Origin of the sequence: Mycobacterium shottsii, assembly GCF_010728525.1 — a bacterium.
GTDB lineage: Bacteria > Actinomycetota > Actinomycetes > Mycobacteriales > Mycobacteriaceae > Mycobacterium > Mycobacterium marinum.
The window spans coordinates 1,245,801-1,264,638 of sequence record NZ_AP022572.1 but is presented as its reverse complement, the minus strand read 5'-3'; the positions used below and the strand labels follow the sequence as shown (position 1 = coordinate 1,264,638).

17 protein-coding genes and 2 pseudogenes are annotated in these 18,838 nt (G+C 66.0%); 11 read left to right on the top strand and 8 right to left on the bottom strand.

Annotated features, from left to right (window positions below; translation table 11 throughout):
* From G6N41_RS05975 to mrf, 3 genes are all read right to left on the bottom strand, one after another.
* Positions 1-900, bottom strand: a complete 900-nt coding sequence (locus G6N41_RS05975) for an SDR family NAD(P)-dependent oxidoreductase (protein ID WP_011742326.1) — start codon at positions 898-900, stop codon at positions 1-3.
* Between the two features lie 169 nt (positions 901-1,069).
* Positions 1,070-1,342 carry a type B 50S ribosomal protein L31 gene (locus G6N41_RS05970; protein ID WP_012392282.1) on the bottom strand — a complete coding sequence of 91 codons (273 nt, stop codon included), beginning with the start codon at positions 1,340-1,342 and terminating at the stop codon, positions 1,070-1,072.
* On the bottom strand, positions 1,339-2,535 hold the full coding sequence (gene mrf / locus G6N41_RS05965; protein ID WP_020731385.1) for a ribosome hibernation factor-recruiting GTPase MRF: 1,197 nt from the start codon (positions 2,533-2,535) through the stop codon (positions 1,339-1,341). The genes G6N41_RS05970 and mrf overlap by 4 nt, the downstream gene beginning before the upstream one ends.
* 129 nt (positions 2,536-2,664) lie before the next feature.
* Between mrf and rpmB the strand changes: the two genes are divergently transcribed.
* Genes rpmB through rpsR form a run of 4 tightly spaced genes read left to right on the top strand, consistent with a single transcriptional unit; the run spans position 2,665 to position 3,641 of the window.
* Positions 2,665-2,901, top strand: a complete 237-nt coding sequence (gene rpmB, locus G6N41_RS05960; protein WP_011742329.1) for a 50S ribosomal protein L28 — start codon at positions 2,665-2,667, stop codon at positions 2,899-2,901.
* Positions 2,901-3,065 carry a 50S ribosomal protein L33 gene (gene rpmG / locus G6N41_RS05955; protein WP_011742330.1) on the top strand — a complete coding sequence of 55 codons (165 nt, stop codon included), beginning with the start codon at positions 2,901-2,903 and terminating at the stop codon, positions 3,063-3,065. The genes rpmB and rpmG overlap by 1 nt, the downstream gene beginning before the upstream one ends.
* Complete coding sequence (gene rpsN / locus G6N41_RS05950; RefSeq protein WP_011742331.1) at positions 3,066-3,371, top strand: 30S ribosomal protein S14; 306 nt, start codon at positions 3,066-3,068, stop codon at positions 3,369-3,371.
* A gap of 6 nt (positions 3,372-3,377) precedes the next feature.
* On the top strand, positions 3,378-3,641 hold the full coding sequence (gene rpsR, locus G6N41_RS05945) for a 30S ribosomal protein S18 (protein ID WP_020731384.1): 264 nt from the start codon (positions 3,378-3,380) through the stop codon (positions 3,639-3,641).
* Positions 3,642-3,661: 20 nt separating this feature from the next.
* Here rpsR and G6N41_RS05940 read toward each other — a convergent pair whose 3' ends face one another.
* Complete coding sequence (locus G6N41_RS05940) at positions 3,662-4,612, bottom strand: oxygenase MpaB family protein (protein WP_198966867.1); 951 nt, start codon at positions 4,610-4,612, stop codon at positions 3,662-3,664.
* A gap of 187 nt (positions 4,613-4,799) precedes the next feature.
* On the opposite strand from G6N41_RS05940, the gene G6N41_RS05935 reads away from it, so the two are divergent.
* Both G6N41_RS05935 and G6N41_RS05930 read left to right on the top strand, forming a co-directional pair.
* Positions 4,800-5,405 carry a TetR/AcrR family transcriptional regulator gene (locus tag G6N41_RS05935; RefSeq protein WP_020731383.1) on the top strand — a complete coding sequence of 202 codons (606 nt, stop codon included), beginning with the start codon at positions 4,800-4,802 and terminating at the stop codon, positions 5,403-5,405.
* A gap of 2 nt (positions 5,406-5,407) precedes the next feature.
* Positions 5,408-6,785 (top strand): annotated as a pseudogene (locus tag G6N41_RS05930) (adenylate/guanylate cyclase domain-containing protein).
* Positions 6,786-6,854: 69 nt separating this feature from the next.
* Here the strand turns inward: G6N41_RS05930 and G6N41_RS05925 are convergent.
* Entirely contained in the window at positions 6,855-8,372 is a 1,518-nt protein-coding gene (locus G6N41_RS05925) for a cyclic nucleotide-binding domain-containing protein (RefSeq protein ID WP_198966866.1), read from the bottom strand.
* 153 nt (positions 8,373-8,525) lie between these two features.
* Positions 8,526-9,918, bottom strand: a pseudogene (locus G6N41_RS05920) (phospholipase C).
* Positions 9,919-10,252: 334 nt separating this feature from the next.
* Here G6N41_RS05920 and G6N41_RS05915 point away from each other — a divergent pair.
* From G6N41_RS05915 to G6N41_RS05905, 3 genes are read left to right on the top strand one after another with little or no spacing between them, the layout of a single operon-like run.
* Positions 10,253-10,438: a hypothetical protein gene (locus G6N41_RS05915; RefSeq protein ID WP_198966865.1), complete on the top strand. Its 186-nt coding sequence runs from the start codon at positions 10,253-10,255 to the stop codon at positions 10,436-10,438.
* A 60-nt stretch (positions 10,439-10,498) separates the two neighbouring features.
* Positions 10,499-12,772 (top strand): heavy metal translocating P-type ATPase, encoded by a 2,274-nt coding sequence (locus G6N41_RS05910; RefSeq protein WP_198966864.1) that lies wholly within the window; start codon positions 10,499-10,501, stop codon positions 12,770-12,772.
* Positions 12,765-12,983: a heavy-metal-associated domain-containing protein gene (locus tag G6N41_RS05905; RefSeq protein WP_012392261.1), complete on the top strand. Its 219-nt coding sequence runs from the start codon at positions 12,765-12,767 to the stop codon at positions 12,981-12,983. The genes G6N41_RS05910 and G6N41_RS05905 overlap by 8 nt, the downstream gene beginning before the upstream one ends.
* Before the next feature lie 16 nt (positions 12,984-12,999).
* Here the strand turns inward: G6N41_RS05905 and G6N41_RS05900 are convergent, their stop codons facing one another.
* Positions 13,000-14,976: a cytochrome c oxidase assembly protein gene (locus G6N41_RS05900; RefSeq protein WP_198966863.1), complete on the bottom strand. Its 1,977-nt coding sequence runs from the start codon at positions 14,974-14,976 to the stop codon at positions 13,000-13,002.
* 165 nt (positions 14,977-15,141) lie between these two features.
* Here G6N41_RS05900 and G6N41_RS05895 point away from each other — a divergent pair, with 165 nt between their 5' ends.
* Positions 15,142-15,822, top strand: coding sequence for a DUF5134 domain-containing protein (locus G6N41_RS05895; protein WP_198966862.1), 681 nt, complete (start codon positions 15,142-15,144; stop codon positions 15,820-15,822).
* A gap of 35 nt (positions 15,823-15,857) precedes the next feature.
* Here G6N41_RS05895 and sigC read toward each other — a convergent pair whose 3' ends face one another.
* The gene (gene sigC, locus G6N41_RS05890) at positions 15,858-16,412 is read right to left on the bottom strand and encodes an RNA polymerase sigma factor SigC (protein ID WP_020731374.1); all 555 of its coding nucleotides are present in this window, start codon (positions 16,410-16,412) and stop codon (positions 15,858-15,860) included.
* 124 nt (positions 16,413-16,536) lie between these two features.
* On the opposite strand from sigC, the gene G6N41_RS05885 reads away from it, so the two are divergent.
* Entirely contained in the window at positions 16,537-18,828 is a 2,292-nt protein-coding gene (locus G6N41_RS05885) for a heavy metal translocating P-type ATPase (protein ID WP_198966861.1), read from the top strand.
* Positions 18,829-18,838: the final 10 nt, after the last annotated feature.

Here is an 18,838-nt window from a genome sequence, read left to right as displayed (position 1 = left end):
TCAGCTCTTTCCTGCCTCGGCGGTTGGGGCGAAGAACCGGCGGTGCCACACCCGCGCCGCCTGCTCGGCGGGCCCGGCCAGCAATACCGAGGCCAGTTCGGCCGGCCACAACCAGGGCGGCTCGTTGGTGCGAGGCCGTTCGACGATCGCTTTCGCCACAGCGTCGGCGGCCTGATCGGGCTCGAGGCCGGGAAGCCGGCCCAGCATCGGCGTCGGTTCGATCATCCGGGTACGGACCAGGGCGAAGTAGACGGACGTCACGTCCACACCGTCGCCGTGTAGCTCCGGCGCCACGCTGCGCAGCCAGCGATCGAACGCCCCTTTGGAGGCCTGGTAGGCGCCCCACTGCGGGCCCGGCACCAGGCGTACGCCGACGCTGGAAACGTTCACCACATGGCCTCGGCCGCTCTCGCGCATCGCCGGCAGCAATCCGAGCAACAGCCAAATCGGACCCAGGTAGTTGATGTCGATGGTGCGCTGGAAATCGTGCGGACGGTCGTATTGGTCATGCAGCGACCGGCGCAATGACTTGCCCGCGTTGCTGACCACGATGTCCAGCGGTCCGTGATTCTGATTGACTTGCTTGGTCAGTACCCCGACGGCAGCCTCGTCGGTGAGATCGGTCGGGTAGGCGACCGCCGCTCCACCGCCCGCGGCGATGGCCGACACGAGGTCCTCGAGGCGCTCCGCTGATCGCGCCACCATCAGCACGGTGGCTCCAGCGGCGGCCAGTTTCCGCGCGGTTGCCTCGCCGATCCCGTAGGACGCACCGGTAACCAACGCGGTCTTGCCCGTAACTGCGCCGCGTAGCCGGTCGGGATCGGCCAGCGTCGCCGGGTTCGCCAGTCCGTTGCTGGCTCGTTCGAAGGCCTTCGCCAAGGCCTGCGTCGCCAGATTCATAGGAGCGGTTCCCCCGTTGCGGACTACTGTCTTGCCTATTGTGACCCATGGTCACTCTGGCATTTGCGGGTCCAGGGTGTGGGGGTTTGGCGACATCCGAGTCCCCGCCAGCGACCCGTGGCCGCGCGGCCGCGGCCACAATCAGCTCAGCCGCCCAGATTCGGGCAGGTCAGCCCGTTGCGGGCCGATCAGCCCGTCCATATCGTCGGTAAAACTTCTCGACGCGTCCCGCGGTATCGAGCGTGCGGCGGGTACCGGTCCAGAACGGATGCGAATCGGCGGACACCTCCACGACCACCAACGGGTAGGTGTGCACCCCCGAGGGGGTCTCCCAGTCAATGCTGCGAGAGCTGGTCAAGGTGGATCGCGTGAGAAAGCGGGTGCCGGTGGTCGCGTCCTCGAAGACCACCGGGTGGTAGTCGGGGTGAGTGTCGGATTTCATTCCAGTTCTCCTTTGTTGAGGTGCCCGGAGAACTGCCCGGATTCATCCGGCGTCTCGTGGCACGGGTCTTCATGCCAGTCGCCGAACGGGTCGTCGTAGGCCGGCCAATCCTGTGGCCGGGCCATCTCCCGGTCGGTGAGCAGCGCCCCGGTCAGCACCCGGGTGATCTCCGCCCGGTCGGCGCCGCAGGCCAGAACCGTCATCGCGGTGTGCCGGTCGCCGAAGCGGTATTCCCACATCAGCTCGGCAAACAGGCGTCGCTCCGGGTCGGCGTGGTCCACCTCGGCGGGTGACATCGCCGCCAGCCACTTGCCCGCCGAGGCGACCCGCAGGCCTCCACCCGCCGATTCGAGCCACATGACCTGATCGGGCCGATTGGCCAACCACAGGCGTCCACGGGTACGAATCACGCCATCGAGCAAGTGGTCGACGGCGTCATGCAGGCGCTCCGGCCGAAACGGGCGGCGGGCGTTGAACTCCACGATTCCGACCCCACCGTCGGTGCCCAACGGAGGCCGCCCGCCCAACAGCGAAGCGTGCGGATGGTCGCTGCGCCCCCTGCGTGAGTAGTCGTCGAGGTTGGCCAGCGCCAACTCGACCCGGTCGAGCCCGACGGTGATCCGCGCCCGCGGCGCCAGACGCGGCAACACGGCCAGCGTGACCGGGTCGGGGCGGTTGAGCACCAGCACGTCGGCGAATTCGGCCTGACCAACTGTCACCTGAGCGAACGTCCGTCCGTCGGCCAGTTCCTCGTCGCCGAGAGACTGCGCCAGCCAGTTCGCCGAGTCCACACACGTCACCACCGCGCCGATCCGAACGTCGCGGCCGGCCGGAGCGTCCGGGTAGCCGGGCCCGACCCGGACCCGCACGTGATTGATTGCCCAGCAGATGGGTTCGGGCTCCAGCCAGGGCGCCAGGTGCACCACTATCCGGTCCACGCCGTCTCGGCGGTGCAGCCTGCGCAGCAGAATCAGCAGATCGTTGCGGATGGTGCAGGAGACACATCCATGCGCCAACTCCAGCGCCTCTTCGGCAGCGCTCAGTTCTCCGCGGCGAAAGGTGATGATGTTGCGCCTCACCACGTGCCCATCAAACCGATGCTCGACAACGGCCGTTCCGGGCCGGCGCAGTAGTAGGCCGGTCACGTCGTCGGTATCGCCCTGCCCCGCCACCAGCACAACGGGAGTCCGCATCACCACTCCTTCCCGAGCTCTCCCGATCGTTATTGAAAACGATTTTCATTAAGATCGGACTCACGATACAGTGCGTCACACGGGGTTGTCGAAAATGATTTTCAATAAGCGTGCACTGAGGAGGCCCCCATGTCCGCACGATGCCAAGTCACCGGTCGCACGGTGAGTTTCGGCAATACGGTGTCGCATTCGCACCGCCGGAGCCGACGACGGTGGTCACCGAACATCCAGCTCAAGACCTATTACCTGCCGTCGGAGAACCGTCGCATCAAGCTGCGGGTCAGCGCCAAGGGCATCAAGGTCATCGACCGCGACGGCATCGAGGCCACGGTCGCGCGGCTCCGGCGGGCCGGTGAACAGATCTAGTGGCGCGCAACGAGATTCGCCCGGCAGTCAAGCTTCGCTCCACCGCGGGAACGGGCTACACCTACATCACCCGCAAGAACCGCCGCAACGACCCCGACCGGCTCATTCTGAGCAAGTACGACCCGGTGATTCGCAAGCACGTCCCATTCCGGGAGGAACGCTGAATGGCCAAGAAATCCAAGATCGTCAAGAACAACAAGCGCCGAGACATCGTCGCGCGCTACGCCCAGCGGCGCGCCGAACTCAAGCAGATCATCCAATCTCCCACCAGCAGCTACGAGCAGCGGCTCGACGCACAACGCGCCCTGAGCCGTCAGCCGCGTGACGCGAGTGCGGTACGGCTGCGCAATCGCGACGCCATCGACGGCCGTCCGCGCGGCCACCTGCGCAAGTTCGGATTGTCGCGGGTGCGAGTGCGCGAGTTGGCCCATGCGGGTCAGCTACCGGGTGTTCGCAAGGCGAGCTGGTAGCCGCAGATGAAAAAGAACCCCAAACGCACTCGGCGCCCCATCACAGCCCCGGCAACGCCCGCCAAGAAGAACCTGCTGGATTCGCTCGGGGTCAGCGAGGTCGACTACAAGGACATCTCGCGGTTGCGCACGTTCATCTCCGATCGCGGCAAGATCCGCTCTCGTCGGGTCACCGGTCTCACCGTGCAACAACAACGGCAGATCGCCACCGCGATCAAGAACGCCCGCGAAATGGCGCTGCTGCCGTATCCAGCCTCCCGGCCCCAGTAGGGCCTTCCTCGCGGCGGCCGTTATGTCGAGACGGCGCGGCGGTGGAGCCTGCGCGGGTCAACCCCCGAGCGGGTCCACGCCTGCGCCGCCCATGGCAAGTAGACCAACCTGACCGGCAGCCGCCCCAGCACCGGATTCAGCCCTCGTATGAGGGCGGCGAAACGCTGAAATCGCCTCTCCTTCTTGGCGTTCCAATCGAGGTCACACACCTCGCGCATCTGCGGCGGCAGGGTTCCGACAATCACCAACCGGGCGTAGGCGTTCAGGGGCGCAGACAGGATCCTCCAGATCAGCGCAGGCAGCTTGCGGGGGCCAGGGATCCCTTTGCGTAGATAGCCGGTCCCGTAGAGCACGGTCTTGTGCGGGACGAACCGGTCGAGCATGCCGTCCCAGTAGGCCACGAACTCGTCATAGGTTTGCGGCTGACTTCGATCGCTGACGCCGTAAAGGCCGTACCAGATCTTGCTCTCCTCGAAGATCTGCTCCTTTTCCGCGCGGGACAGCCTCCGGATGAACGTGTCGGTGTTGTAGAGGATTTGGTCGACGAACGTGGCGTGGGCCCAGTAGAACAACTCCGGATTCAACGCGTGGTACCGAGAGCCATCACCGATGGTGCCCTTGATCGGCTTGTGGAAATCCCGCACCGTGCGACCCCACCCATGGGGGTCCTCGGAATACACGGTCCGCATCAAGGGCGGTCCGGTGCGCTTGGCCCGGCCCAGGGTGTCGCTGAAGACCACCGAATGATCGAGGACTCCCTGACCGAGCTGTTCGATGCAGTTTTCGGTGCCGGCCGCGCGCTGGAATCCGAAGAGTTGAGTGCGCACGTCTCCATAGAATTTCCAGATCAGCGAAGTCGGGCCCAGCCGCTGCGCGACGATCTCGTCGTCGACGGGCCGGTCGATCGGCATGGGTAGGGCCTCCCGGACACCGGTGTCGAAATCCACGCCCGCGGTCAGCTCCGTTGCCATCCACCCTCCTTGACGAATCCATGTGTCGTTCTTGAACCACTGATACAAGTTCGTCTCTTTGTGTCACCCTAGCCACCGCGGCGGGCGGCCGCAAATGAGCGGTACCCCGCGTCAGGCTCCCGATCAGGGGCAGTGATCTGGGAAAACGCGGCATTCGGGGGGATCCGCAAGGCGGAGCCGATCTATCATGCAGTCCAGAATGGGCACCGAGACCAGCACCGACGGAGTCGAGTCGATCACCGATCTCGACCGCACCATCCTGGACACCGCACGCGCGGTTTTCGAGACCTACGGTGTCCGGCGGGCGAACATCGAAGACGTCGCCACCCGGGCCGGTGTCAGCCGCAGCACCATCTACCGACGCTTTCCCACCAAGGACGAGCTGTTCGAACGGGTCGTGCGGCGCGAGGCGGAGTTGTTCTTCGCCGCACTGGACCAGGCCACCAACGGCCACAACCCGCGTGAGGCGGTGATCGAGGCGTTCACCCTCGGGGTCCGACTCATCCAGGATTCCCCGCTGTACTCGCGGATAGCCGAAAGCGAGCCGGAGCTATTCGGCATGTTTTCCCGCTCCCACGTCTTCCCGATCGGCCAATTCGCCGACGGCATCGCCCACACGCTGCGGCGCTGCGGCGCCGATGCTCCCGACGCCGACCTCGCCAACATCGCCGACATTCTGCTGCGTGTTGCCGTTGGCATCATCATGTTTCCCACCGAGCGTCTCGATACCTCGGATGACGCCGCGGTCCGCGAGTACGCCGCCCGCTATCTGATTCCGATCATTACATTGTAGCCGTGTCGCAGGCGCCCCGAACTCCCCGGACTCGTTACGCCAGGTGCGGCGACCTGGACATCGCCTACCAGGTGATCGGGGATCATCCGATCGACCTGCTCGTCATACCGGGGGCCTCGATTCCGGTCGACACCATCGATTCCGAACCGTCGATGTACCGCTTTCACCGCCGTCTGGCGTCGTTTTCCCGCCTGATCCGGTTCGACCATCGCGGCGTCGGCCTGTCATCGCGGGTTTCGTCGCCGGATGCGCTCGGCCCGAGGTTCTGGGCCGAGGATGCGATTGCCGTGATGGACGCGGCCGGATGCCAGCAAGCCACGATTCTTGCCTCCGGGTTCACCGCGACGACCGCCCTGGTGCTGGCCGCCGACTATCCCGAGCGGGTGCGCAGCCTGGTGCTCATCAACGCCTCCGCGCGGACGCTGCATGCGCCCGACTACGAACTGGGCATCAGGTCCAACACCGCCGAACCATTCCTCACCCTCGGAACCGATCCCGACGCGGTCGAGCAGGGGTTCGACGTGCTGCGCATCATGGCGCCCAGCGTGGCCCATGACGACGCGTTCCGCGACTGGTGGGATCTGGCCGGAAACCGGGCGGCCTCGCCCAGCACGGCGCGCGCCTTCATCAACGCGGTTCAAGCCTCGGATGCGCGCGACTCGCTGCCCCACATCACCGCGCCGACGCTGATCCTGCATCGGGTGGGCACCAAGTTCGTTCCGGTCGAGCACGGCCGCTATCTGGCCGAGCACATTGCCGGGTCGCGCTTGGTCGAGCTTCCCGGTTCCGATTCCTTGTATTGGGTCGGCGACACCGCCGCGTTGCTCGACGAGGTCGAGGAGTTCATCACCGGCGTCCGGGGCGGCTTCGTCACCGAGCGGGTACTGACCACGGTCATGTTCACCGACATCGTCGGCTCGACCCAGCGCGCGGCCACCGTGGGTGACCTGCGCTGGCGCGACCTGCTCGATAACCACGACAACCTGGTCCGCCACGAGATCCAGCGGTTCGGCGGGCGCGAGGTCAATACCGCGGGCGACGGGTTCGTCGCGACGTTCAGCAGCCCGAGTGCGGCAATCAACTGCGCGGACGCCGTCGTCGACGCCGTAGCGGTGCTCGGCATCGAGGTCCGGGTGGGGATTCATGCGGGCGAGGTCGAGGTGCGGGGGGGCCGACGTCGCCGGCCTGGCCGTGCACATCGGTGCCCGGGTCTGTGCGCTGGCCGGCTCCAGTGAGGTGCTGGTGTCCTCGACGGTGCGTGACATCGTCACCGGCTCGAGCCACAGATTCGCCGAGCGCGGCGAACACGAACTCAAGGGCGTGCCGGGCCGATGGCGGCTTTGTGCGCTGGTCCGGGAGCACCTCACGGGCCAGCGGTAGAGATCTGATCGGCAGCGGTCCGGGGACGGGCTTCGGGCTGGCGATCGACGCCAAAGGGCCGCGGGTCTGCTAGACGCGCGATGACTTGGGTGCACCGACCACGCGGCTCACCCGTGAATGAATGGCCTGGTGCGCAAGCTCGCGCATCGTGGCGTCCACTCTGAGGACCTCGCTGAAGGCCGCGGCGTCCAGCGACCACAGCACTGAGGGCTGGCTCGCCCGCACCGTGGCCGCCCGCCGCCAGCCGCTGAGCAGAGCGATTTCGCCGAAGTGATCGCCGGCGACCAGCCGCAGCACCAGCTGGCCGTCGACAAACGCTTCGAGTTCACCGGATTCGACGACGTAGAAGTGTGAGGCCGGCTCCCCTTGACGGAACACGATGTCACCGGACCGCAGCTCGAGGCGACGGTACCCGCCGACCGAGAGCAACGGCACCCTGCCGAGAGCCTGCAGCGGAACATCGATGTTCAGAAACGACTGCACGATGTCGCCCTGGTCGGTCAGCCCGAGATGCGGATGATCGCAGTCGATATCGGCGGCTTCCGCGCTGGCTGCGTAGAGCACCGCCGCCGCCAGCAACGCCATGGTCAGCGACATGGACTCGTCACCGCACATTGCCGAGCCGTCGAAGTTGACCGGAAATCCCGAGTTCAGCAATGTCGCATCGAGCTTGCCGTCGGCGATGCGCAGGTCGGCATGGCAGTTGGGATCCGGAATCGCACGCCGGCGCAACGCAGCCCCCGAGAACTCGCGATCAGACGATGACGCCGACATCAACACCACGCCGGGGCGCAGTAGATCGTGCAACTCGGTGGGCACGCTGGTCGCTCCGGTGGCGCCGATGATCACGTCGTAGTCACCGATCGCCTGGGTCAGATCGATCGGGCCCGGGTGGCCCACGCGGGTGTCGTACACATCCACCCGCTCATGACGGGGACGCAGCTGCTCGGCCAGCGCGCTGCCGATCGCTCCCGCACCGGTGATCAGGATGGCGTCACCGCGGTCGAGGCCCTCGATGCGGTCGAAGGCGCAACGTGTCACGTTGCCCGCGATTATCGGCGACTCGTAGAGGAGCTTGGCCGACGAGCGGGCGATGTTGACGACGGGAAACCCGAGCGCGCAGTTGGCGATCTTGGCGTAGCCCGCCGACGTCTGCTCGATCCCGACGATGTTGGCCGTGCCGTCGAGTGCGGCACCAGCGGCGGCCAGCAACGAGCCACCGTCGTCGAGCAGCACGACTCGGCCGGCTCGGCCAGCCGCAAGCCGATCCCAGGATTGGGCGAAAAACCGTTCCACATGTCGCGTGTACTCGGTGTCGAAGGATTCGTGGGGCGCGTAGGCGGCGCTGAACTCATCGACGTGAACACCGTCGGCTCGCATGGCATCGGCGACTCCGAGATGAGTCGAGTAACACTTGCCGATCACCGCGACGTTGCGGGGGTCGAGCCCGACCCGAAACAACGAGCGCAGCATCGCGTGCGTCGTCTCCAGCAGATGCTGTGCGGCGATGACGACAACGCCGTCCAGGCTGCCACCCCGACGCGACACGATCGCGTCGACTAGCGGAAAAGTGGTGACCTGCGTCACCTTTGGTAAGTTAGCACGCACTTTCGGCCCGCGACGGCGAATCCGGAGCACAGCCATGCCGGCACACACCCGACCGCGACGACTCCCGCCGGTAGTGCCGCGGGCGCCGATTACCGCAACAACCCGCCGGGTGGCCGGTGACGCCTTCGGCCGTTAGCAGGGACCGCTGGGCGTCGGGCGGGCGGGCGTGGTCTCCTGCGTGGGCGGCACCTGCGGGTAAGGCACCCGATACGGGTTGGCCACCGCCGCTCCCCCCAAGGATCCCAATACCGCGTTGGGGACGCATTGGGGCAGCCTCGGCAGCGCGTTGAGCAGCGGAGGATCCAACTTGGGTCGCGATGGGTTCGGCGGGACAGCAAAGTTGAACGCCGAGGTCATATCCTCGGTGACACTGCGTCGCCAAGGGGTCAGGTTGGGCACCGGCACCCCGAACCGTGTCTCGATCAATCGCAACTGCGAGGTGTGGTCGAAGGTGTCGGAGACGACCAGCGGCCCACGGCTATAGGGCGAAATGACGATGCACGGCACGCGATAGCCCAGACCGATCGGCCCCCGGATGCCACCGGAGCCGGACACCGCGTCGATGTCGGGCACCGTGACATATTCGCCCGGCGTTCCCGGCGGCGCCGTGGGCGGTGTGACGTGATCGAAGAACGAACCGCATTCGTCATAGCTGATGATCAACGCGTTCTTTTCCCACACCGCGGGATTGGACAGCAAAGTCCGCAATATGTTCACAATCGCAACCGCACCGACGTTCACCGGCAGTGCCGGATGCTCGGATTGGATGATGTTGGGGACCACCCAGGAAACCTTCGGCAGCCTGTTGGCTTTGACGTCGAGAACGAAATCCTGCGGGTAGGTGGGGGCTGCCGAATCGAGCGAGATTCGACCTTGGATCGGCGGTTTGCTTGAAAGCCTGAACCAGGCCGTTGTCACTGATAGGCGAATTGAGGTAGTGCCCGAAAAACTTGTTTTGGTACACCTTCCAACTAATGCCGGCATCCTCGAGATTCTCCGGCATGATGCGCCAGCTGAACGGCTGCAGCGGCAGAAAATTCGGCTCGTTCAGCAGCGGCCCACCGTTGGTACCGTCCGGGTCGATCCAGGCGCTCAACCAGTACAGGCGGTTGGGCGCGGTCCCGGTCAACATCGAGCAGTAGTAGTCATCGCAGATCGTGAAAGTGTCGGCCAGCATGTAGTGGATCGGCAGGTCCGCTCGGGTGTAGTAGCCCATGCAGGCCGGGATGTTGCCCTGGCGTATCTGCGAGTACTGCGACGGCAGCCAGTTGTCGTTGGCCCCGTTGTTCCAGGCGGTGTGCATCGCGACCCACCCCTCGACCGGGTCATTGACGCACTCACCGTTGAGCAGGGGGCCCCGAGTGGTGTCGAAGCGGAACGGCGACGTGATGCCGGCCGGGTCGATCGACTGCGTCCGGGGGTCCCAGCCCTTTTGGTCGAATATCGCCGGATCGGTGGTGTCGTCGAACCCTCGCACGCCGGAGAGCGTGCCGAAATAGTGGTCGAATGAGCGATTCTCCTGCATCAACAACACAATGTGCTCGATGTCGGTCAAATGGCCGGAACAAAGCCCTGCCCCATAAGCCTTTTCAATCACCGGGCCGGCCAAAGACATCAGAGCGCCGGCGCTGCTCGCCGCCGCGACTTTGGCCATGAACTGTCGGCGCGACATTCCATCGACCGAGCCATTGCTCAACCCATAGCCTCCCTGAGCATTGGGCTCGGAGTATACGTATTCCGCCAGTTGAAACGGCGCGCCAACTCGCGTGTCGCGCTTATTCTTTGAATTTTTTCGTAGGAACTTAAATTCAATCACTAAGGGGCAATTGCCATTTCACACCCGTGGGCGGTGCCGTCACATGGGCGCCGACGACATCCGGTCCGGCCCCGCCGTGAGCACCTACAACCAGCACCACGTCATCGACGCGACCCCCGCACACGTGGTGACCACCATCACATTCGATGCTGCCGTAACCACCCCAACCTGCGGCGATGACCCCACCGCGGCGACGGTGTCCGAGCACACCCGTTCCGAACGGAACTGACTGCGGCCCGGCTACGACTTGTAGTCTGACAGGGAGAAATGTGCTGATCTGAGGAGGGCCGTGGCGGCTCCGATTACGGGAGACCTCGACCTTGGCTCCGCGCGGCGTATCCAGCTCGATGTTTCGGGTATGTCATGCGCGGCGTGCGCGAGCCGCGTCGAAACGAAACTCAACAAAGTCCCCGGCGTACGCGCCTCGGTGAACTTCGCCACCCGGGTGGCCACCATCGACGCCGTCGACGTCGCCGCCGATGAGCTCTGCGAGCTGGTCGAGAAGGCGGGCTACCAGGCTGTTCCGCACGCCGAGTCGGCCGCCGACGACCGCGATCCAGATGCTGAGCACGCTCGCACACTGCTGCGCCGGCTACTGGTGGCGGCGGTGCTGTTCGTGCCGCTGGCCGATCTGTCGACCATGTTCGCCCTGGTGCCCAGCACCAGGTTCCCCGGCTGGGGATACCTCTTGACCGCCCTCGCCGCCCCGATCGTGACCTGGGCCGCCTGGCCCTTCCACTCGGTGGCGATCCGCAACGCCCGCCATCGCACCGCATCCATGGAAACGCTGATCTCGGTGGGCATCACGGCCGCTACCGTCTGGTCGCTATCCACAGTCTTCGTCGACCGGCAACCACGCCAGAGCCGGGGGATCTGGCAGGCGATACTCAACAGCGACTCGATCTATCTCGAGGTCGCCGCCGGCGTGACGGTTTTCGTACTTGCCGGCCGCTACTTCGAAGCACGCGCCAAGTCCAAGGCCGGCAGCGCACTGCGCGCCCTGGCGGCGTTAGGCGCCAAGGACGTCACGGTTTTGCTGCCCGACGGCGCCGAGCTGGTGATACCGGCCGCCGAACTCAAAAAGCGGCAGCGATTTGTGACCCGCCCCGGGCAGACCATCGCCGCCGACGGCGTCGTGATCGACGGCACCGCGGCAATCGACATGAGCGCGATGACTGGTGAGTCCAAACCGGTGCGCGCCACTGCGGACGCGCCCGTCATCGGCGGCACCATCGTCCTGGACGGGCGTCTGGTCATCGAGGCCACCGCGGTGGGCGCCGACACCCAATTCGCGGCCATGGTCCGCCTCGTCGAGGAGGCACAAGCTCAGAAGGCGCGCGCGCAGCGCCTGGCGGATCGGATCTCCGCGGTGTTCGTGCCGGTCGTCTTTGCGATCGCCGGACTCGCCGGCGCGGCCTGGCTGCTCAGTGGCGCCGGCGCCGACCGGGCCTTCTCGGCAACGATGGGTGTGCTGGTGATTGCCTGCCCCTGCGCGCTCGGACTGGCCACCCCGACGGCAATGATGGTCGCCTCCGGACGCGGGGCGCAGTTGGGGATTTTCATCAAGGGCTATCAGGCGCTGGAAACCATTCACGGTATCGACGCCGTGGTATTCGACAAGACGGGCACGCTGACGGTGGGGAAGCTGACCGTCAACACGGTGACCACCACCGGCGGGCGGGTGCGCGAGGAAGTTCTGGCTCTTGCATCCGCGGTCGAGGCGGCTTCTGAGCACGCTGTCGCGACAGCGATCGTCGCGGCCTCACCACATCCGGCACCGGTCACCGACTTTGCCGCGGTGGCCGGCTGCGGCGTGTCGGGGATCGTCGACGGCCACCGCATCGAGGTCGGTAAGCCGTCCTGGATTACCCGCAACACAGCAGCCGACGAGGTATTGGACACCGCTCGTGCGCAAGGCGAATCTCGCGGCGAGACAATAGTCTTCGTATCGGTGGACGGTGAGGTCTGCGCCGCTGTCACGATTTCCGACACGGTCAAGGACTCCGCGGCCGACGCGATCGCCGCACTGCGCAGCCGGGGCCTGCGAACCATCTTGCTCACCGGCGACAATCAGGCCGCGGCCGATTCGGTGGCCACGCAGCTGGGCATCGATACCGCCATCGCCGATGTACTTCCGGACGGCAAAGTCAACGTGATTCGACAGCTCCGCGACCAAGGCCATACGGTCGCGATGGTCGGGGACGGGATCAATGACGGTCCCGCCCTGGTATCTGCCGACCTGGGATTGGCGATCGGTCGCGGCACCGACGTTGCGATCGGCGCGGCCGACATCATCCTGGTGCGCGACGATCTGCACATCGTGCCGCAGGCGCTCGATCTGGCGCGAGCCACGATGCGCACGATCCGAACGAACATGATCTGGGCGTTCGGCTACAACGTCGCCGCGATTCCGATCGCTGCCGCTGGCCTGCTCAACCCGCTCATCGCCGGAGCCGCGATGGCGTTCTCGTCGTTCTTCGTAGTGTCAAATAGCCTGCGGCTACGCAACTTTAGACCATCTACCGCGCGCATTGTCGCGTCCAATGGAGAAATAGATGACTGAACAGACATTCGCCGTTACCGGTCTGCGTTGCGAGGGATGCGTGGAGACCATCACCAACGCCTTGAGCGCGCTGCCGTCGGTCCGGACCGTCGAAGTAGAGCTGGACGCCGCCGGCGCGTCGGCGGTGCGAGTTTGCACCGACACCGAGCTCACCCGCGAACAGGTCCAGGCAACGCTGGCCGACAACGGCGATTTCGCCGTGGTCGGCTAGCGATCCGTCCCCGCCATCACTCCCGCATCCGCGCCAATTCGCGCAGCATCGCGTTGTAGGCCTCCAGGTCGTCGTCCGCGTAGCTGCTGTCGGCATGGCGATCCTGGCGGGCAGCCACCTGACGGTCCTGGCGCGCCCACTGGGCCACCAACGCCACGATCACGATGATGATCGGTAGCTCGGTTGCGCCCCAGGCGATTCCACCACCAAGGTGTTGATCGGATTCGATGCTGGCCAGCCAGGGCAGATTGACCGAACGGTAGAACGTGTCGCCGATCGCCGAATTCATTGTCATCAGCGCGATGCCGAAGAACGCGTGAAACGGCATCACCGCAAAGAGCAGCCCGATACGTCCGGGATAGGGGAGCCGCCGGGGCCCCGGGTCGATACCGATGATGGCCCAGTAGAAGAGGTACCCGACGATCAGAAAGTGCACGGCCATGAACTCGTGGCCCCAATGATACCGGACGAGGGTATCGAAAAGCGGCGTGAAATAGACGATGTACGGCGAGGCCACAAAGAGGATGAACGCGATGATCGGGTGTGAGAAGAAGGCCGTCACCCGCGAATGCAGCAGCCATGTCAGCCATTCGCGGGGCCCGGGCCGCTGTCCCTCACCGGCGGCGGGCAATGCCCGTAGCGCCAGCGTGACGGGCCCACCCAGCACCAGCAGCATGGGAATGAACATGTTCAGCGTCATGTGTTCGGCCATATGGACGCTGAACATCGCCGACCCGTAGGTCCGCACGCCCGAGCTACTCGTGATCACCAATACGGCACAACCGATCAGCCAGGACACCAGCCTGCTGACGGGCCAGGCATGGCCCCGCCTGCGCAGCCGGACGAAGCCGGCCACATATCCGGCGGCCAGCACCACCCCGGCGAACCCGACCAAACTGTCGAACCGCCACAGGGTGATCAACCTGCCCACATCGGGCGGTTGCGGCAGTTCATATCCCAAAAAGACGTCCCACGCAGTGAATTGATGGGCTACGAACCGTGGCGCGGTCTGAACGGCCATCGCGCCGATACCCGCCAGCACCGCCATCATCGCCAGTGCGGCCGCGGTGGCGCCGCGCGTCGATCGCGGAGGCCGGACGAAGAACTGCCAGCAGTCGAACACCCACACCAGCACCAGCAGGAGCCCGGCCAGTAGACCGATTCGGGCGAACTCGGAACCGAAGTCCCAGCCGGGAACGAACAGGTAGAGCAGCACCGCACCGTAGGACACCGCAAGCGCACCGCAAGCCACCTGCATCAGTTGAACGGTGCGGGTCGGCGTCGCCCCGGTCAGCGCCGTCGCGGCCTTCAGACCGGTCAACGTGGCAGCCGCCAACGCAAAAACGATCGCCGCGCTGGTCGCAAAGTCGTGGTCGGGCCCCTGTCCCGCGTTGCCGGTCACGGCCGTCGCGATCACCGCAATCACGGTGGGGATGAGCAGCACGACATGAGCGACCCAACGGGTGTTGAGCCGCAACGCCACCGCGACCACCAGGGCACAAATGGTGACGACAATCCAGGCGCGCGCGATCTCCGAGGTTGCGATGGCGTCGCGCACCGCCCCGCTGGCCAGCAGCCTGATCGGCGACAATCCGGAGTCGTGAGCGCCCTGGACCACCACCATCGACGCGGCCAGAACCAGCCATGCAACTGAAACCCGTTCTGTTACAAGGTGAATTCGGAATGCACCCGCATCGATCAGGCCGTCGTGCTCGGGCCGCGACATCATGACGACATAGATCAAACCGCCAAGACAGACAGCGCCGGACAAAGACGCGAGGAAGTAGCCGGTCGGCTCGGCGGCACTCAGAAACCAACCGGGGTAGGGGCTGCCCACCGTGGCATAGCGCCGGACGCCGGAAACCACCCCGTAGCTCGCCAGTACTGCCGAGCTGGCGAGCAGGCCCAGCAGCAGCCAGACCGACGTCAGCGAGCCGGACCGGGACGGCGGCGCAGCAGAAGACGCAACCACACCAGGCCCGTCAGTATCCATCCCTCGAGCTTACGACTGGATGTCGTAGCACACAGGTTTGGCTGGGAACCTCGGATCGGTCGGTAGCGACCTATAGAGCATGGACCGCATATCCTGCGGTGGCCATCGCCGCCGAGCCCGAGAGCGACACCGTGACCGCCCCACACCCCGGCAACTGAGTTCTACATGATCAATGACCTGCTGATTCGTTGGCTGGCCACCGGACTGTTCGTGTTCAGCGGTGCTGACTATGCCCTTCCAGCCCTTCCAGCCCTTCCAGCCTCTTCAGCCTTCTCCGGAGCCCCGACGGTCACCCAACAGCGAGCGTGGACCTCGGTCGTCAGCAATGGGTTGCACCTGGTGATGGCGATTGCGATGGTCGTAATGCTCTGGCCGGTGGGAGCGGCGTTGCCGACGACCGGCCCCGCGGTGTTCTTTCTGCTGGCGGCCGGCTGGTTCGCCGCGCTCACCGCGCTTCGGGCCAAGACCATCACCGCGCTCGTGGGATGCGGCTACCACGCATTGATGATGCTGGCCATGGCCTGGATGTACGTCGCGATGAGCCACCAGCTCCTAGCCTGCCCGGCCGCGCATCAAACGATGGCGCCCGGCACCTCGATGCCCGGTATGCACATGTCGGGGACCGACATGGCCGCCGGCGCCACCGCGCCGGGCTGGGTCAGCGCCGTCAATTGGTTTTGGTTGTTGGCGTTTGCCACCGCCGCGATCATTTGGGCGATCATCTCGGTGCGTGCGCGGCCACGCGCCGGGACGGAGTCCTGGCGCAGCTGCCTGACCCACGCCGGGCGGGCGATGATGGCGGCGGGAATGGCGATCGCTTTCGCCGCCATGGTGTTCGGCATCTAGGACCGCCCCGACGGCCAGCCAGCGAACGCATCGAACTATCCAGCCCGCTCGCCCTCTCGGGCAGCCCGCAACAGATCGTCGCGGGCCCGTGCCACGCGAGAGCGGATGGTGCCGATGGGCGAACCACAAATCTGCGCCGCTTCGGCGTATGAGAGGCCCAAGACCTGCGTAAAGATCAGTGCTTCGCGGCGTTTCTCGTCAAGCCCGTCGAGCAGGAGCCGAATCTCAACGATGTCCTCGAACCGGCTGCCGCGACGGGCTTGCCCAAGCGCTTCGTCGAGGTCGGCGACATACGCCGGGCGGGGCCGGCGCGTCTTGTAGCGGATCTGGTCGACAACCACGCGACGGGCGATCGCAAACAGCCAAGTGCGAGCGTTAGACCGACCGGCGAAGCGCGGCAGGGCACCGATCGCCCGCAGAAACGTTTCTTGCGTCAGGTCATCGGCGCTGGCCGGATCGGTGAGATAGGCGACCAGCCGCCACACATCGCGCTGGGTGGCCTCGATGAATTCCGCAAGAGCGGCCCGATCACCACGTCCGGCGGCCATGGCCAGGACAGTGATTTGCTCATCAGCGCCGCCGGTGACCACGATCGTTGAGCGTAGGCCATAGATTCGCGCAACGGCCAGGGAACTCCTGGGCTAGCGACAACGACCTGTGTGGAGAGAAGCTTGCATCGGCAAGCCACAGATCAGCAGGAGGTCAAGCCCCACGATGTCAGCGACGATCGTGACGACCGACAAGCACTTGGAGCGCGACCAACAGGTCCAGCGGTTCCAACTCGGGATCACCGGCATGTCCTGCTTCGCATGCGCCCGTAAGGTCCAGTCGACGCTCAACAAGGTGCCGGGGGTTCGGGCGTCGGTGAACTTCGGTACCCGCACGGCGACCGTGGAGGCCGGCGAGGACGTCGACGCCGCTGCGCTGTGCGAGGTGATCCAGCAGGCCGGTTACCAGGCCGAGGTGCAGCCGGACGACGGTCAGGGCGCGGGCGATCCCGATGCTGAGCATGCTCGCCACCTGCTGATCCGGCTAGCCGTCGCGGCCGTGCTGTTCGTGCCGCTGGCCGATCTCTCGGTGATGTTCGCGGTGGTGCCCAGCACTCGTTTCACCGGCTGGGAGTGGGTGCTCACAGCGCTGGCTCTGCCGGTCGTGACATGGGCGGCGTGGCCGTTTCACCGCGTCGCGCTACGCAACGCGCGCCACCACGGCGCGTCCATGGAGACGCTGATCTCGGTGGGCATCACCGCCGCCACGATCTGGTCGCTGTACACCGTGTTCGGTAGCCACCAGCTCGCCGACCGCAAGGGCATCTGGCAGGCGCTGTTGGGCAGCGACGCCATCTATTTCGAGGTCGCCGCGGGCGTCACGGTGTTCGTGCTGGCCGGAAGGTATTTCGAGGCCCGCGCCAAGTCGAAGGCGGGCAGCGCGCTGCGGGCGTTGGCGGCGCTGAGCGCCAAGGAGGTTGCCGTCCTGCAGCCGGATGGGTCAGAGCTGGTGGTCCCCGCCGACGAACTCCAAGAGCAGGATCGCTTCGTGGTGCGTCCCGGACAGACCATCGCCGCCGACGGCCTCGTCCTGGACGGTTCGGCCGCGGTCGACATGAGCACGATGACCGGCGAGGCCAAACCCACCCGGGTGCGTCCCGGCGGCCAGGTCATCGGCGGCACCGTGGTGCTTGACGGCCGGTTGATCGTGGAGGCCGCGGCGGTGGGCGCCGACACCCGATTCGCCGGAATGGTCCGCTTGGTCGAGCAGGCGCAAGCGCAAAAGGCCGACGCACAGCGCCTGGCCGATCGGATCGCCTCTGTGTTCGTTCCGTGCGTGTTTGTCATCGCCGCGCTGACCGCGGCCGGGTGGCTACTGGCCGGCGGTTCACCCGACCGCGCCTTCTCCGCCGCCATTGCCGTCCTGGTCATCGCCTGCCCGTGCGCCCTGGGCCTGGCGACGCCGACGGCGATGATGGTCGCCTCTGGCCGCGGTGCCCAACTCGGCATCTTCCTGAAGGGCTATCAATCCCTGGAAGCCACCCGATCCGTCGACACCGTCGTCTTCGACAAGACCGGAACGCTGACCTCGGGGCAGCTCAAAGTCAGTGCGGTGGTGGCCGCACCGGGCTGGGACGCAGACGAGGTGCTCGCCATCGCCGCCACGGTGGAGGCGGCGTCCGAACACTCGGTGGCCCTGGCAATCGCCGCGGCGACCACCCAGCACGACACCGTCACCGAATTCCGCGCCATACCCGGGCGCGGCGTCGGCGGTACCGTGTCCGGGCGCTCGGTGCGGGTGGGTAAGCCGTCCTGGATCGGTTCCTCCTCGAGTGACGCGGCCTTGCGCGCCGCTCGGCGCAACGCCGAGTCCCTGGGTGAGACGGCTGTATTCGTCGAGATCGACGGTGCACCTTGCGGGGTCATCGCGGTGGCCGACGCCGTCAAGGACTCGGCGGCCGATGCGGTAGCCGCGCTGCGCGAGCGCGGGCTCCGGACCATGCTTTTGACCGGTGACAACCCGGCATCGGCGGCCGCCGTCGCCGACCGGGTCGGCATCGACGAGGTGATCGCCAACATTCTGCCCGAAGGCAAAGTCGACGTAATCGAACAACTGCGTGACCGCGGCCATGTCGTCGCCATGGTCGGTGACGGCATCAACGACGGTCCCGCGCTGGCCAGCGCCGATCTGGGAATGGCCATGGGGCGTGGCACCGACGTTGCGATCGGCGCCGCTGACATCATCCTGGTTCGCGACAACCTCGACGTCGTGCCCCTGGCGCTCGGCCTTGCCGCCGCGACCATGCGCACCGTCAAACTCAACCTGGCCTGGGCATTCGGCTACAACATCGCGGCCATCCCCATCGCCGCGGCCGGTGTGCTCAACCCAGTTGTCGCCGGCGCCGCGATGGCGTTGTCATCGTTCTTTGTCGTCTCAAACAGCCTGCAGCTGCGCAACTTCGGTGCTGCCACCAGCCAGACGACAACGTCCACAACCGAACCCGGCGTCACCGAGTGATCCTGCGCCG